At 41.8% G+C, this 16,497-nt stretch carries 14 protein-coding genes; 6 read left to right on the forward strand and 8 right to left on the reverse strand.

What is annotated here, in order from left to right; genetic code table 11:
• Nucleotides 1-14: 14 nt before the first annotated feature.
• From RXV91_RS07375 to RXV91_RS07395, 5 genes are all read right to left on the reverse strand, one after another.
• Nucleotides 15-2,966: a YhgE/Pip domain-containing protein gene (locus RXV91_RS07375; RefSeq protein WP_316439529.1), complete on the reverse strand. Its 2,952-nt coding sequence runs from the start codon at nt 2,964-2,966 to the stop codon at nt 15-17.
• 412 nt (nt 2,967-3,378) lie between these two features.
• Nucleotides 3,379-3,546 carry a hypothetical protein gene (locus RXV91_RS07380; RefSeq protein ID WP_316439347.1) on the reverse strand — a complete coding sequence of 56 codons (168 nt, stop codon included), beginning with the start codon at nt 3,544-3,546 and terminating at the stop codon, nt 3,379-3,381.
• A gap of 20 nt (nt 3,547-3,566) precedes the next feature.
• The gene (locus RXV91_RS07385) at nt 3,567-4,304 is read right to left on the reverse strand and encodes an ABC transporter permease subunit (protein WP_316439348.1); all 738 of its coding nucleotides are present in this window, start codon (nt 4,302-4,304) and stop codon (nt 3,567-3,569) included.
• Entirely contained in the window at nt 4,301-5,158 is an 858-nt protein-coding gene (locus RXV91_RS07390; protein WP_316439349.1) for an ABC transporter ATP-binding protein, read from the reverse strand. Before RXV91_RS07390 ends, RXV91_RS07385 begins: the two co-directional genes overlap by 4 nt.
• 150 nt (nt 5,159-5,308) lie before the next feature.
• A complete protein-coding gene (locus RXV91_RS07395) occupies nt 5,309-6,295 on the reverse strand; it encodes a LytTR family transcriptional regulator DNA-binding domain-containing protein (protein ID WP_316439350.1) in 987 nt (328 codons plus the stop codon).
• Between the two features lie 1,957 nt (nt 6,296-8,252).
• On the opposite strand from RXV91_RS07395, the gene RXV91_RS07400 reads away from it, so the two are divergent.
• Nucleotides 8,253-8,381, forward strand: coding sequence for a hypothetical protein (locus RXV91_RS07400; RefSeq protein WP_316439351.1), 129 nt, complete (start codon nt 8,253-8,255; stop codon nt 8,379-8,381).
• Nucleotides 8,382-8,590: 209 nt separating this feature from the next.
• On the opposite strand, the gene msrA is transcribed toward RXV91_RS07400, so the two are convergent.
• Nucleotides 8,591-9,397, reverse strand: coding sequence for a peptide-methionine (S)-S-oxide reductase MsrA (msrA, locus tag RXV91_RS07405; RefSeq protein WP_316439352.1), 807 nt, complete (start codon nt 9,395-9,397; stop codon nt 8,591-8,593).
• Nucleotides 9,398-9,955: 558 nt separating this feature from the next.
• Nucleotides 9,956-10,264, reverse strand: coding sequence for a helix-turn-helix domain-containing protein (locus RXV91_RS07410; RefSeq protein ID WP_316439353.1), 309 nt, complete (start codon nt 10,262-10,264; stop codon nt 9,956-9,958).
• Nucleotides 10,265-10,947: 683 nt separating this feature from the next.
• Here RXV91_RS07410 and RXV91_RS07415 point away from each other — a divergent pair.
• The 5 genes from RXV91_RS07415 (at nt 10,948) to RXV91_RS07435 (ending at nt 15,157) form a co-directional block, all read left to right on the forward strand.
• Nucleotides 10,948-11,136: an NAD(P)H-binding protein gene (locus tag RXV91_RS07415; RefSeq protein ID WP_316439354.1), complete on the forward strand. Its 189-nt coding sequence runs from the start codon at nt 10,948-10,950 to the stop codon at nt 11,134-11,136.
• Nucleotides 11,081-11,224, forward strand: coding sequence for a hypothetical protein (locus RXV91_RS07420; RefSeq protein WP_316439533.1), 144 nt, complete (start codon nt 11,081-11,083; stop codon nt 11,222-11,224). Before RXV91_RS07415 ends, RXV91_RS07420 begins: the two co-directional genes overlap by 56 nt.
• A 462-nt stretch (nt 11,225-11,686) precedes the next feature.
• Nucleotides 11,687-12,592, forward strand: a complete 906-nt coding sequence (locus RXV91_RS07425) for an ROK family protein (protein WP_316439355.1) — start codon at nt 11,687-11,689, stop codon at nt 12,590-12,592.
• On the forward strand, nt 12,585-14,009 hold the full coding sequence (locus RXV91_RS07430; RefSeq protein WP_316439356.1) for a 6-phospho-beta-glucosidase: 1,425 nt from the start codon (nt 12,585-12,587) through the stop codon (nt 14,007-14,009). Before RXV91_RS07425 ends, RXV91_RS07430 begins: the two co-directional genes overlap by 8 nt.
• Nucleotides 14,010-14,071: 62 nt before the next feature.
• Complete coding sequence (locus RXV91_RS07435) at nt 14,072-15,157, forward strand: MFS transporter (RefSeq protein ID WP_316439357.1); 1,086 nt, start codon at nt 14,072-14,074, stop codon at nt 15,155-15,157.
• Between the two features lie 191 nt (nt 15,158-15,348).
• Here RXV91_RS07435 and RXV91_RS07440 read toward each other — a convergent pair whose 3' ends face one another.
• Nucleotides 15,349-16,479: a helix-turn-helix transcriptional regulator gene (locus RXV91_RS07440; protein WP_316439358.1), complete on the reverse strand. Its 1,131-nt coding sequence runs from the start codon at nt 16,477-16,479 to the stop codon at nt 15,349-15,351.
• Between the last annotated feature and the right edge of the window lie 18 nt (nt 16,480-16,497).

A 16,497-nucleotide genomic window follows, 5' to 3' on the forward strand; every position in this document is an offset into this window, starting at 1 on the left:
AGTTACTTGTGTGACTAATTTTTATTCTGATCAGCTGATTTTGCCCGCGCTTTTCGCTGAACAAGGGCTGCTAGTTTACTCTGCGTTGCTTTGACTGCTGCGGAGTCTTCAAAGTCGATCTGAGCGAGGCGGGGGTAACGACGGATAAAGAATAACCACGTTAAGGCAATGCACAGGATCAGAAACAGCCCTAAGACACCCATTTCAGGTAGGGCGGTATTACCGGTCATCAATGTTTGCCGTAAGCCATTCACACTATAGCTCATCGGTAACCACGGATGAATAACTTGGAAAAAGTGGCCGGATAATTGAATTGGATACGTTCCGGCTGAGCCTCCGAGTTGTAGGACCAAGAGTACCATGCTGAAGAAGGCCCCGGCCTTACCGAGAACTAAGTTAAGCCAGGCGACGATCGTCATAAAGAGTAGCGCCGTCAGTGTGAGTAGCAACCACGTGGCCCAGGGGTGAATCGGGCTGAGACCATTGATCAGCATCATCAGACCAAGCATGATACTGCTTTCCATAATTGAGAAGACAAGCATGATGCTGGCTTTACTGCTCCACCAGTCGAGTGCGGACTTCGGATGCTTGCGTGGGGTATACATATCAAACATCATGTTGAGAGCCAGGGCACCAACAAATAACGAAACACTTAACATATAAGGCGCCATACCAGTCCCATTATTTGGCACGTCATCACGGTCTGTGTGAGTTGTTGTGACTGGTTTAGCAACTTGTTGATACGTCAGCTTGGATGGTTTGATTTTACCTTTGTCGGCAGTTGCTTCCAGTTTGGTTGCTAAAGTTTGATTACCAGTTTGAAGTTTGCTACCAGCGCTCGTGACTTGGTTAGCCCCACTGGCTAGTTGTTGTGCGCCTGATGCTAATTGATTGTTACCGTTAGCGAGTTGGGCGCTCCCAGCTGTTAAGGCACTGCCGCTAGTGGTGAGTTGAGTTAGACCTGTCGCAACGCGTTGACTGCCCGTTGTTAGTTGAGAAACGCCATTGGTTAAACTTGGCAAGTTGGACTGGATATTTTGAAGTCCCGTTGCCACTTGACTAGTACCTTGGGTTAACTGGTTGCCCTTAGTACTGAGTTGACTCGTTCCGGTGGCCAATTGCTGAGTACCAGCGGCGACTTGGTTAGCACCGGTTGCGAGCTGTTGGCTCTTCTGATTGAGCAGACTAGTATTAGCGTTGAGCGTCTGGAAGCCCTGGGTTAGTTGCTGACTGTTGGTGGTGAGCGTGTTGGTCCCACTAGCTAAGTTGGTTGCACCAGTGGCAATCGTGGTAATTCCAGTTGTCAGTTGTGGTAACGTGGCATTGAACTGGGCTAAATTAGAACTTAGCATGTTAGCTGCCGTGCCCGTCGTCTGAAGGCCCGTCGTTAGTGATTGTGCACCAGCGGTCAGCCGAGACACTGTTGAGGCGAGGGCGGTTTGTTGTTGATTGGACGCACTGAGCGCCTTAGTCAGGGCGGTGGTGTCTACGGTTGGTTGATCGACTTGTGTTAAGGCCGTCGACAAACTAGTTAGGGCCGCGTTGATGGCATCGCTATTGGCTGACTGGTCGACCGTTGCCAAGATGGCCGATTTTTGGGCCGCCGTTAATTTTTGACTATCTGCCGTTGCCGCCACGCTTGCGTGGAGGGTGTTGCTAGTTTTAATGGCTGTCGTTAATGTGTTCAGGGCAGTTTTGACCGCTGTTAGGTTGGTCCCGGCAGCTTGCTTTTTCATGGCTGTCACGGTTGCATTGATTGCTGCTTGGTTGTCTTCAGGTTGTTTGAGTTGTGATTGCAGTTTTTGTAAGCCCGTTGTGAGTGTCGTGCTAGCTTGCCCTAGCGTCTGAATACCGGTGCTTAGCTGACTTGCTCCGTTGGTTAGGGCGGTAGTTGCACCAGTTAGACGTTGCGTTCGTGACTGTAATTGATCAGCGCCTTGGCTAAGACTGTTAGCCCCAGTGTTGACCTTATTGACACCAGTGACATAGGTGTTCAGGCCAGTACTGAATTGTTGGGTGCCAGTCGCCAGTTGCGTCGTCCCACTGCTGAATTGCTGAGTACCACTAGCAACTTGGTGAGTACCGCTGTTGACCCTAGTTGTCCCAGTGTTGACTTGTTGAACGCCGGTGACGTATTGGCCAACGCCCTGATTCAAAGTTTGAGCACCATTACTAAGTTGTGCTATTCCGGCAACTAGTTGGTTGCTCTTAACGAGTAGCTGCGTTAGACCAGCGACAACTTTTTGATTGCCAGCTTGGAGTTGTGAGACCCCGTTGATATATTTGGTTAACCCAACGGTCATTGTTTGACTACCCTGCTTTAATTTCAGTGAGCTGGCGGCTAAGGTGTCTAGGTTAGTTGCAATTTTTTGATTGGCGGTTTGTAGTTGCTTGCCGCCCGTTGCTAGCTTCTGATTATTAGTAGCTGCTGTTTTAAGGCCGCTGTCAAGTTGTTTGATGGCCGCAAACATCGTCTTAGCATAACTGGTCGTGATAGTCTGAGACACAGATGTGCGGATAGAAGTTACCGCGGAGTCCGCCATCTTACTGGCAACGAAGTTATGGCCGGCACTCGTGTCATAGTGTAAGACCATGGCTTGCGGATGCTGGTCAAGCAAGGTGGTTGCATGGCGTGAGAAGCTTTTTGGAATCGTTAGGACCATGTAATAATGGCCGTTCTTTAAGCCAACTGCAGCTTGGTCAGCGCTGACTTGCTTGAACTTTAAGGCGTCGGATTTTTTTAAGGTAGTCGTCAAATTCCGTCCAACGCTGAGCCGTTTGCCTTGATAAGTGACTGTTTGATCGTGATTGACGACGGCAACTGGCAGGTTATTTAAACGCCCATATGGATCCCACATGGAGCGAAGAAACGTGACGGCATAGATTGATGGTATAAACATGATGATAGCCATCACGATAATCATCAGTTTGTGCTTTCGCATATACGCCCATTCTGCTTTAATCATCATAATGTTTGCCCCTTTGTTTTAATGTTGATTTGAATTGGTACAAAAGTAAATCCCCATATGTGTATTAATGAGAATAACAGGTTTAAAAAAACGTGCCACATCAACTTAGGACAATGTGGGGTTTAATCCACAGATAGGGAACAAGTGGGGTTTAAAAATCTAAATGATGATCATTAAAAATGGCAGTGGCGTATGATGATTGACTTATAGCGCAGGCAATTTTATGCGATTTAATTGGTTAGTTTTGTAATTTTTAAAGGTACTAGTAGTTGAATTTGGTGCTTCAAAGGGTTAAATAAGCGATATTGAATACTCGTACTGATTGTTGATTTGATCGAACAACTTAAAAAGTCCCGCACATTGACAATTGTCAATGTGCGAGACTTTTTAAGTGCAAGGCTTAATGTAATTATGATTGCCAAATGACAAGGTCATCCGGACTGAAATACAATTGCTGGTTAGTACCAAGGCGAACTAAATATTGATGTTTGGCTGGATAAAAAGCAATGACGGTCCCGGCGATACCAAGATAGGGATGGGGTAATTTAACGGTTGTGCCAATTTTTAAAGTTTGCATGATGATTGTCCCCTTAAAACTTAATCATTATCAAGACCGTGACGACGGTAGGCATAGAAGAAGATGCCACAGGCAATCACGAGCCATCCGAGTTGCGTGAGGGCTTCGTGAAGTGTCCATGAAAAGCCACCAGTGGTATACGAGGCGGTAATATAGTGATTAAGCGTGCTACTATACAGATAACTGCTAAAGGATTTAAGGGTGGTATTGAACTGTTCGAAATTCGGTGTCAGGCTTAAAATCAACATCATTGGAATACTGTAGACGCCTGCTTGAGTTTGACTATTAGCGATCAGACCAATAATGTATCCGAGCACGAGACTCGTTAAACTAGTGATAATGGTAATCAGTAAAAAGTTTCCTAAGTGAATTTGCGACCAACTGGCGCCGCTTAGGGGGACCAGTATCAAATTGGTTACGGTCATAATAGCTAGTGGTGGCAATAAACTACCGATGAAAAATTCGGGTCCGGTAATGGAGGAGGTCATTAGGACACGTAACGTATGGTGCTCTTTTTCCTCGGCTAAGGGGTAGCTCGTCATCATGATGCCACCCATAACGATATTGAAGCTTAAGCCCATCCCCAACAACAGGGAAATCAGGGCGACGTGGGATGGTGCTTTACTTTGCATAATACTCTTCATGAAAATAACATACAATATGGCCATGATTGGGGCAGTCATTAGACTCATATTTGAAATGATCAGTCTTAATTTAAGACCGAATAAGGCTTTTATTTTGGTTACTGATAAACTCATTTTAGGCTCCTTCCAGTTACGGTTAAAAAGACATCTTCAAGGGTCGGCTCGCACGAGTGAATCGTCTCAAGCTGCCCAGAAAGCATCCACTGATTAATCTGATAGGTCGTCTCAGGAGATGCTGGGAGTAACAAATCTTGCGCTGCCGATGCAATGTGGACGCGATACTGCTGGTCGCGATTATATTTTAATTGCAATGCTTGTGGGGCTGCACATTCTGCGATGCGGCCAGCGTTGAGTAAGGCGACACGATTGCAGAGACGAGTGGCTTCTAGCATATCATGAGTCGTTAGCAGAATCGCTGTACCCTGGTCGCGTAATTCCCTAATCAGTGCGTGAATTGCTTGGGTCGTGCGGGGATCTAAACCACTGGTTGGCTCGTCGAGGAACAAGACTTGCGGTTGGTGAAGAATTGCTCGGGCCAGAACTAGCCGTTGACGCATACCTTGAGATAACTTACCAGCGAGTTTTTTCTTATGTTGACTGAGACCAACTCGTTCAAGCAACTTATCAACACGTGCAACCGGGACACCAAACATTTTCGCGAAGAATAGTAGGTTTTGGTATACCGATAATTTGTCGTAAAGCCCACTTTGATGCGTGACGATGCCGATTTTTTCATAGCGGTGTTCGTCGTATGCTTGGACAGACTGACCCAGGACATAGGCTTCACCGTTCGTTGGTAATAATTGTCCGGTTAGAATTTTAATGGTGGTTGTTTTTCCCGATCCCGAGGGACCTAAAAAGCCAAAAATTTCACCTGGCTGGACGGTAAAACTAACTTGGTCCAGCGCGGTCGTATTTTGAAATGATTTGGCAATGTTAATCACTTCAATTGCATTTTTTACTGTCATCGTTGCTCGCTGACTCCTTTAAATTTGATTTGGAAGCGTAGTGGCTTCTACAAAATCTAGTTTACTGGAACAATCGTCGAATGTGATTAAATCAAGGTGTAATGGGGCATATTGGGGCCGAATGGTGCATTATTTAGGCTAAATGGTGTCCTAAAAATTGATCAAAGCTTTTAAATCAGTGAGTTTACCGCGAGAGAGGGGCAGTTTACTTTTGTTTTTCAAGATTAACGTGTAACTATTTCGGGAGTAACTGATTAGTTCCACGATTTGTTGTAAATTAACCAAGTAAGAACGATGACAGCGGAAGAAGCCGAGCGTCGTCAATTGTTGTTCTAATTCGCTCATTGTTTGCGATGACGTGAATTGTTCGCCACTGACGTTCAGTTGACTGACCCCGTTGACACTTTCAATAAAATCGATCTCGTTGGGGCTGAAAAAGACTGTTTTATCTTCAACCTTACTTGCAATTTTAAAAATTGGTCTAGGTGTATCTTCTGAAGTGTGTGCGGAATCGGAACTGCTTTCGGTCGCCAAATCAGTCAACTCGAGGCCCTGGTTTGGTCGATAGCGGAAGATAGTCGTACTGGTTAGGACAAGTTCTTCTAATGAGTAGGAGGTCAGCAGTACGGTGACGCCGTGTTCGCGAGTATAGGTTAAGGCTGCTAAGTACAGCTCAATGCCAGCGTTGGTCAAGTTGGTCAGGGGACTTTCAATTAGTAACAAGTCCGGTTGTAGGATGAACGCCCGCAGTAAGGCCAGACGTTGTTGTTGATCAAAGGATAAGTGCTTGATCTTAGTATGGGCGACGTCTTTGAGTGCGAAATACTGCAAAATGTCATCCAGATCCGTCTCAAAGGTGCTGATGCGTTGAAAGTTCTTCAAATAAGTCGAGACTGTTAATTGCGGATAAAAGCCGTCATCATGAAAGATGGCTTGGATACGTGCGGGAGTGAGGCCAGTCATGACGCCACTAGTTTGGGGCGTCGTTTGGCGTAATAGGTTGAATAGGGTTGTTGCCTCAACGTGGCTCATCTGAATGCCGATGTTACTTTGCGCTGGAATGGTGAGCGTGAAATCTTTTAAAATCGTTTGGTGTGCTTGTTGTTTAAAGATGTTGCTTAACTGAATTGGTTGCATGGTGAGAACCTCGTTATTTTTAATGATATATGCTTTCTAATTGATGGTGCTGAGTTAACACAATAATGTATTAAATATATAGGGTTATGGCACTAGATGTAGGCAGTAACAATATACCATATTGAAACGTCCAACGGTGATTCACGCTAATTGGAAATGTTATGCCGAGCTACGGAAAAATAGAACAATGCGTGCCGTAAGACGGCAACATATCGTCCTATTTTTCCGTTAATGTATGATTGTAGAATAGACGTTTTAATTTGTCGGTGGTCGTAAAGTTCTACAAATTCAGATAAATTATTTCGGGACAAAATGTTACCATTCTAAACATTGAATATATTTGACTTGGATAGCCCGTTTCTAAGATGAATTGCATTTCCTGCAGATTCGCAGCAATACTTAATTCAACAAGGCCACTCTGGTGGTTAACTTCTTGCAGTCCCGTACTGCCAATAGTGGTTGCTCATCGAGCCAAGGTTGCTTCAATTCGTACCAGGCGACTGGTGCTGCTATTTCACAAGATGGTAATTTCATAGACTGGGTGCACGATGGCTAAGACATTTTGCATGTAGCATTGAGTGATCGGAAAGTCTCAGTAAAATCCATCGTGAAAAAAGCAATCAAGTCATTGCTCATTTTCATTATAATATGCTGCATAGTGGATCTTTACTAAAATGCTAGCAACTAATAGGTGGATTGAATGGGATGAGATTGGTGTTTTAAATTTAATGATCAGGGAAGCATCCAAGAAATGTGGTATATGATTGATGAATTGCGAGTTGCTCAGGAATTAGAACATAGGCCGGATTAATACTAGTTAGACTTGTGTCAGTTTAATATTGGAAATTATCAAGAAGGGCGACCAACGAATTGGTCGCCCTTCTTGATTCAGACTAATTTAAATCTTGTGAAACTAAATTTTCAAAACTGATAACATGTGCGATATGTTGATATCTTCATGCCTAAAAACAGTTGTTAGTGACTGTACCGAAGTTAGTTATTGGAAAGGTGATTTAGTCAAAAGCAAACGAATTGCTAGTGAACTCGTCACTATGACTGAACGAACTGGTCGTTAAGATTGAAGACTATCACGCTGATATTTGAAAGCACGACCTTATTTAGACGTTATGGACTGAATAATGAGATGTGATTTTCAAGAGTTTGTTTGTTTCGTTCAACTAAAAGTGGTGGCCATTCTAATTTTGAGAACGACCACCGCTTTTACGTTAATGATGATAAACGACTCGACGCTTTGCCTCATTTTTTGAGAGAAGCAGTTGATTAAATTGGCAAGAAAAATAGTTATTAATGGGTCGTTTTGAATTTGCTATACAACGTTTTACCAAGATAAGTAAGTATCAGAAATATAAGGAAAGGTAGTATAACTAATATTAAAAAATTACCATCTCGATTGGAACCCCAGAAAACCAGTAGGACAATTCTAAACGCAATTAATAATAGCAAGCTTACGGTCAATGAGTTAGTGAGAAATCTTTGCATGGGTTACCATCTCCAAAAAATTAAGCCATAATTTAATTATAAACTGAGTCGTCTTTCAAATCGATATCAAATCCTCTTTTTAGGACATTAGGAAAATCGGCGGTAACATTGGCCGGAAACTTATCCAACTGTGGATCAACTGTGACCTTCACATAATGGTCAATGTACCAAGTGCTGTTAACGAAGAATGTTATGCAACGATGCAATTAGATTGTTCGTCAGAAGCGTAATGAGTAAAGCGCACGGATCGTTAGATAACGGATTCTTAAGGAGCAACTCGATGTTGCCTTGACGTTTTTTTACGGAATAGCAGTTGGTTGAGTTCACTGTCCAGTCATAGACAGGTTACCTTAAATAGGTATAATGATGACGAAATTGGGCATTCAATCGATGGTAGTTATACGAAGTACGTGCTGGTTAAGGAAGTAAATGTGACTCCTATTGAGGTTGATATTCCGTGGGAACAGGTGGGGCGCTACTAGAAATGTTGCAAACGGTCTATGGTTCGCTAGCCATGGAACTTCAAATAATGTGGGGCAGCATGATGTTCTGTGAATTCGCGGTGGCACAGCAACGGTTGATTTAATGGTAAACACGTCGTGATGCTTTAACATAAGTTTGATGATGTTTTGAGAAATGGGACACCTGTGCAAGGTAATATATTATTAAAGTGACCGTTCTGATTTAGGAATTCTCGCTCAGAGCGGTCACTTTAGACTGGCATACATCTTTAAATTACAGTTTGTTAGTTTGATTTAGCTGAATAGATGGGCGGGCGCATCGCGAGAGGCCACTTTAAAATCTATTAGTAAACTTCAACCAATGTAGATAGCGGTCATGCGCTTTTTTCAGCCGCTGATAGCGTCGTGGTTGCTTACGGTAAAAGTCTTGATGGTAATTTTCTGCGGGCCAAAATTGCTGTAGTGGTTCAATGGCCACGACAATTGGTTTTTGATAACGTTGCGCGTCAATAATGGCTTGTTTGGATGCTTGGGCAATGGCTAATTGACTTTGATTGGCATAGAAGATAACTGGTCGATACTGGCTGCCACGATCGTTAATTTGGCCAAAGCGGTCAGTGGGGTCGATCAATTGCCAATAAATATCGACCAGTTCCTGGTATGAGATTTCACGGGCATCATACTTAATTTCAACGGCTTCAACGTGCCCAGTATACTGTCCGCTAACTTGCTCATAAGTAGGTTGTTCCCATGAACCACCCGTGTAACCAGAAATGACGGCGTTAATTCCGGGACGCTGATCAAAGGGCTCGACCATGCACCAAAAACACCCGCCAGCAAAGACAGCCCGTTCTTCATGAGGTGATTCCACTGTCGGTTGGGGTGTTGTCACTTTTGTTTGCATCGGAGTGGGCGCCTGGCCGGTGATTGCGAGATAAAAGTCCATGACATCCGGAGTTAAGTTGTTGCGGATAGCTAATGGCCGCAAATCAGCTTCCAGTTGTTTTAATTGGCCAGTCGGTGACAGTTGCTGCCGATTGTCCTTGGCTTGGACTAATAAGTGGCGTTCCCAGTCCCGCGTCGCCGGGTTGATAATTAAGTTGTATATTTCGCGTAGTAAGTCTTCGCTGTTTGATTTCATCTGGATTGCGATGCAAAATATGAAGAAATATCGTCAGTCATGACTAATTTCTACATTTATGGCGATTGCATATTTCCTTTCTTTAGCTTGTTGATTGTTGTTAGGTGACCTAGCCTTGATATTTCACAAAGGCGTAGTTACACTGAACAACTTTGGAGACGTTAGGATTAGCTGGAACTGGCTTTTTGAATGCTGTTGTCTATCGTTAGGAGACCGTCAAATTTAGCTTGATTTTAACACGATGGTTTCACGGGTACATAATGTTATGATTTGAAATTTGATTTTGATAATCTCAAAGTTAACTGGCTGATGATTAAAACGCCATGAAGTAAGTGCGATGGGTTAAGAAGCCTATAAAAACGTGCCTGATAATAAGGTGAATGTCGCGATAAACATGTAACTGGGTGTGCGCTTGGTGGTCGTTAATCGGTGAATTGATGGTTTGTTAGCAATTTTGCATATTAAAAATAATTATTTGAAATGTAAAAACTGAATTTTCCTAAACTGTATTTGTAAATTTGTGTTTTATATGGGATTGTTAGTAACAAGTACATCAATTTAAAAATGAACCAAATTTTTACCTAGTACAGTTAAATCATATTCAACACGAGGAGGAATCTCCAGATATTGTTTTCTATTAATTAATCCGTCCATTGTGAAATCATTAAGAGAATTAGCAAGGAATTTTGACGGGATGGAATCAAGAGTTCTCTTTAATTCGTTATATCTCATTGGAGCCTTTTTTAATGCAATAACGTTTAAAATACTAATCTTATATTTTCCTCCAATTTTGTTGAGTGTGTATCCAAATCCGGTCTCGGATAAATCTATATTAAAAACTTCTTCTAGTAAATCGTCTTTTATCATTGCATTAGACTCCTTTAGGTGCGTTATTGTAAAACTTGTAAACAAAGCAGTCCTATACTTATTTCATGTTTAAATCAAGGAGAGATTAAAATGAAAACTATATATTTACGCACATCCTTATGACGGAAGTCTAAACCACTCAATTTTGGAAGGCATTACAAAAAAATTCACAGATAATAATGTTGAATACCAATTAATTAATTTGCATGCTGACAAATTCAACCCAGTACTTACATCGAATGGGCTATACAAGTATTTTCACGGTAACGCAGATGATCTATAAAAAAATACCGATCAATGCTTAAACAGACGGATGATTTGATCATGATTTTTCCAAATTGATGGTATGCCTGCAATTCTCACAGTTTTTTTGATAAGGTAATGATTCCACAAGTTATTTACGAAACTGATAGTGATGGAATGATGTTTGAAAAACTTACTGATATAAAAAAAGGCAACAATTGTTACGACTGCTGGTCAGACGGAAAACTATTTTGAAAAGAATAATATCAATTCATTATCAACGACGTTTATTGACCAAATACTACCTAATATTGGAATGAAGAAAGAAAATATCACAAGACTACATTTTGGAACAGTACATCAAACTAAAGATGATAGTTCTGCATTTTTGAATAAAGTCATAAAGACAATTTAATATAAGTGGTCGTTGGAACTACAGCATGGTCAAGAGTGATTTACAAGTTTCAACCAGCACGGATAAATTATTGTCTGAGTCTGTTTTAGACTATACGACACTACGTTTTCCATGGCTAAACGACCGTGACGAAGTTAAGTATTCGATTACTTATAAAGATGAACCGTTTTTTAGGGGCAGGTTCGCGTCCAAGCATGGCCGACGTGATTGTTAAGATTATTGCCGATTCCGATTATCTGAAAAATGATAGTGTTGAGGTTGCAGATGCGGATACTTGGGGTGAAACGCGTCCAGTTTATTAAAAGTCATTGATTTTTATTCAACAAGACCTGTCAAACTTGACCTTTGGCGGGTTTTGTTGTGTTTAGACTCAGTAATTTAATTTAGATAATTCGTTTATATTTACAAGTTCGGATAAGATTGCAAAAAATTTAGCTTTGAATAAGCAAGCATTCTCATGATTCACATAGTGAGAGCTGCTATTTTTAATTTTAACTCATTATTGGTCGGCATAGCTAACAGGATAACCATTATTTCAAGCAGTTTAAACAAGACGACTAGTTTCTGATTTCTATTTAATTTTGTCTTTGAAAAGGCGTGCGTTGACGATCAAAAAAGGTAATGGACACACTTTTTTCTTTATAACCTGCCGATGTTTTTAAAAGCATTGAGATACAGCATGATTTAATAAAAATAAACGTAATTACATTAAAAATCAATTGTAATTTTAGCATAATAGTCTTAACAGAACTTGAGGTGATACTATGCAACAATATTTAGTTTTTGATATTGGTGGTACGGATTTAAAGTATGCCATCATTGATCGGTCAGGTAAATTGATTCTAAAGGCAAAACAGCCAACTCAGAAAGATTCTTTGTCACAGTTTGTTCAGGAATTACAGGTGATTATTACCCAATACGCTGGTCAAATTAGTGGAATTGCCATTAGTGTTCCAGGCAAGGTTCACCATCCCGATGAAATGATTGAGTTTGGCGGCATGCTCCCAATTCTTAATCGCGTTCGATTAAGTGATTATTTGGATACGACAGTCCCAATTGTGGTTGAAAACGATGGGAAAGCTGCCACACTAGCAGAATTATGGCAGGGAAATTTGAGAGCGGTTAATAATGGCGTCGTTCTGGTTCTAGGTACCGCGGTTGGTGGCGGAATTGTTTTAAACCACCATTTGATTCGCGGCAGTCATGATCAAGCGGGTGAGTTAAGTTTCATGAAAGCTGGGCAAAAATTTACGCCGTTAGAAATGTTTGGGGCCCAAGGATCTGCAGTACGAATAATTAAAGAGATTTCACAAAAGCTAGGATTACCAACGTTAACCGATGGTGTTGCAGTTTTTGACGCCATTAAGGCCGGTAACCGGGTTGCCACGACTATTTTTGACCACTACTGTTATCAGATTGCCACACTCATTCAAAATATTCAGAGTGTGATCGATGTCGAACGTTACGTGGTTGGTGGTGGCATTTCCGCGCAAGCGAGTGTTGTTGAAAATATTAACCGACAACTTGACCGGCTGCGAGCCAATAATTCTATGATTAGTTCAACGTTGCAACGGCCGGAAGTGGTCACGAGTCAGTTTCACAATCTGGCCAATAGTTACGGCGCGTTATACCAGTTAATTCAAGAAACGGAGTTGAGTAAAAATGGATAAAAATTTCTTGTGGGGTGGAGCGGTTGCTGCTCATCAATTAGAAGGTGCTTGGAATGTTGATGGTAAAGGTGTGAGCGTGGCGGATATTATGACTACAGCCCAAAATGGTCATGAACGGCGTATTACTGACGGGGTAATCCCAGAAGTGTACTATCCTAATCATCAGGGAATTGATTTTTATCATCGTTATCCTGAGGATATTAAGTTAATGGCGGAAATGGGGTTTAAGACGTTTCGAATCTCCATCGCTTGGACCCGAATTTTTCCAAACGGGGATGAATTACAGGCTAATGAAACTGGATTGAAGTTTTATGACGATTTATTTGATGAATGTCGTCGGTACAGTATTGAGCCCATGATTACCCTATCCCATTTTGAAATGCCTTATCATTTAGTGACAGCGTATGGGGGATGGCGGAATCGTAAGCTAATTGATTTCTTTTTGAAGTATGCGGAGACGGTTTTTAAACGCTACCGTGAAAAGGTTAAGTATTGGATGACTTTTAACGAAATTAATAACCAAACCGATTATACTAAAGCCTTCTTCATGGTGACTAATTCTGGTTTGAAGTTGACTAAAGATGACCCCGCTGCTGAGCAACTGATGTACCAGGCTGCTCATTATGAATTGGTAGCAAGCGCGCTTGCTGTAAAAATGGGGCATGCCATTAATCCTAAATTTAAAATCGGTAATATGATCAATATGACCCCAATTTACCCTTTAACGGCTGATCCAGATGATATGCTGATGGCCCAGAAAGCGATGCAAACTAGGTATTGGTACACTGATGTTCAAGCTAATGGGCAGTATCCAAGTTACGTGATGCGCTATTTTGAACGCTCCGGTTTTAACTTAGACATTACTTCCCATGATTTAGCAGCCCTTCGTGCAGGCATCGTTGACTACGTTGGGTTAAGTTATTACAATTCTTTTACCGTGCAAGCTAGCGCCAACAATCCAACTTACAAGTTCATCGGTGAAGCAACAACTGTTGCGAACCCAACGCTAAAAGCTAGTGATTGGGGTTGGACAATTGATCCGAAGGGTTTACGGTATGCCTTAAACTGGTTAAACGACCGTTATCATCTCCCACTGATGATTGTTGAAAATGGACTAGGAGCAGTAGACAAGGTTACGAATGACGGAAAGATTCATGACACCTACCGCATCGGTTATTTACGCGCACACGTTGAACAACTAAAATTGGCAGTTGATGTTGATGGGGTAAACGTTATGGGTTATACGCCATGGGGGTGTATTGATCTAATTTCAGCTGGAACTGGGCAGATGTCAAAGCGGTACGGCATGATTTACGTTGACCAGGATGATTCAGGTCATGGTTCGTTAAAACGATTACGGAAGGACTCTTTTTATTGGTATCAGCGGGTGATTCAAACAAACGGGCGTGTTCTATGAATAACAGTGAGGTAAAGGCAAAACGTCGTGTGTTTTCCCTATTAGCAATTTCCCTATTACCTATGACAACGGGGGTAGTTGCTAGTGCCGTCGCTCAAATTGGTAATGTTGACCCCACGATGAGTAACTTAATTGTGACCATGCCATTGTTTGCAATGACAATTATGGTTATCCTAAGTGGCCGGTTGGTCGCCTGGCTAGGAACTAAAAGTGTCGTGATAGGAGGATTACTGATCACGAGTCTCGCGTCCGTGCTAGCGTTTATCGCACCTAATTTAACGGTATTACTGGGGGCACGGTTACTCCTAGGTGTGGGTTTAGGTTGTTATAACTCTCTAGCGGTTAGTTTGATTAGTATTCAGTATTATGGCGAACAACGTCGGCGTTTGATGGGATTTCAAAACGCAACTCAGGGGCTCGGTGCGATGCTGGCTTCATTGGCAGTTTCCGGATTGTTGCTATTGGGTTCGCGCTACGCTTTTTTAATCTACCTGATTAGTTTACCAATTGCGTGGTCGTATTTTAAGAACGTTCCGAATGTACAGTTTCCAAAGATGCTCCGAACTACTCAGCTTGAGCGAACGTCATCACGCCCGGCCTTGTGGTACTACGTCATCACGCTGTTTCTATTAATGACGTTATACATGGTAGCAAATTTGACCATTCCGAGTTTGATCTTGACGCGCCATATCGGGACTGCAAGCACAGGTGCGGTGGCTCTAAGCTTATTTTCCCTGGGAACAATTTTAGCAGGGGTGAGTTTTGGTCGATTAAAGGTTCGGTTACCCCGATTCATACTAGCGCTTAGCATGTTGACAATGTTGGTGGGATTTTCGGGACTATTATGGGGGCAAACTAAGCTAATGATCATGCTTGTATCATTTTTAATTGGTGGGAGTTTTGGCCTTTACGTGCCTGAAATTTTTAATACCGCTACGACGCTAGTGACTAAGGATAAAGCTAATACGATTACGATGGTTTTAATGACTAGTTCAAACTTGGCTTCGTTTGGCGCTTCGTTTTTCTGCGTTTTACTGAAAACGAATGGTACCAATGCTAGTCTTCTGATCAACGCAATTCTGATTTTATTCGTTCTAATTGTGATTAATTTGTCCCAGAACAAACGTCTTGATCAGGCCATTGAATAATGTGAATGATGTAAATAATAATTGATTGAAAAGTGCTCAATCTGAGAGCACTAACGTAAAGACCGTGATTATTCTTAATTTTTGGAATAATCACGGCTTTTTAGCTTGTGTACTGTTCTCATAGCTGAAAAAAATCAATCTAAAGATCATGAAAATATAATTAAGTTCTATTTTAAACTCTATTTGGCTAATTAGACGATTTGTTGTTGTTGGCGAAACTTGAGTGGAGTTTGTCCGGTTTGCTTTTTAAACGCTCGGGTGAGCTCTCCCTGATTAGCAAAGCTTAATTCATCAGCCACCTCGCCAATTGACTTAGTGGTAAAGATCAATTGCAACTTTGCATACTCGATTTTTTGAGTGATAATAAACTGCATTAGTGGGGTTCCAGTAGTCTCTTTAAAAAGGTGCATCAAGTAAGAATCGCTGGCATGAACGTGTTCGGAAACCGTGGAAACATTTTTCACTGTAAGAACATGATCATAAATGTATTCTTGAGCTAAGTAGATAATTGAAGGAATATTCTGCCGTTTGACCCGGGCAACATTTTTTAAGAACAGTTCTCCAATTTCGCGAGTGTATTCGTAAACGTTCGTAATATCGGTTTGACGTTCAGCCGTTTGGATACACTGATCACTGAGCCCATAAGCTACTTCAGCAAATACGCCCCCACGAATTGCGGCTCGGGTGAACAGGGTCGTCGCGGCGATGGTAATATTTTTTTTGCTCCGGAGATCATAACTGGCTAAACGGCCAAAGTTGCCGGCTGCCATGAAAGGAACATAGTAACGGTTAAATTCCGTTAAATTACCATGTTCGACGCCCAATAGCATCTGTTGTTCGGTAAGGTAGCCTTGATAGTAAGCATGTGGTTCGGTAGCCATAAAATCACGGGGCTTGTGGGTAATGCGGGTCAAGGCTTCGTCAACTGCGGCTAGTTGTGCACTTGAAAATTTGGGCAGAACTTGATTCAACTCAATAAACAGTGACTGAAGATTAGCTTTAAACTGAGTCAAGCTACTGAGGGGCATTTCGTCAGAATAATTTTCGTTGCCTTGAACCGAAACGTTGTGATTCCATATCGCAATTAAATCATTTTGGTATGGGAATGTTGCAATTAAGCCAACTTGATTTAAAAAGGCTAAGCTAATATTTTTGGATGATTCATTTGGGGTAACTAATTTATTGAGCCATTTTGTATTAAAGGTCGGTGTTACCGGGCTCGTATAACTAGTCAATAAGTCATAGTGTTGGTTGAATGTGTAGGTTGCGTAATTCGTACCTTGGTGGAAAAGTGTTAATAGCTGGGTAACGGGAATATTCATAAAATCACCTTAATCCAT

This window comes from Lactiplantibacillus sp. DA1 (genome assembly GCF_032681335.1).
Taxonomy (GTDB): domain Bacteria; phylum Bacillota; class Bacilli; order Lactobacillales; family Lactobacillaceae; genus Lactiplantibacillus.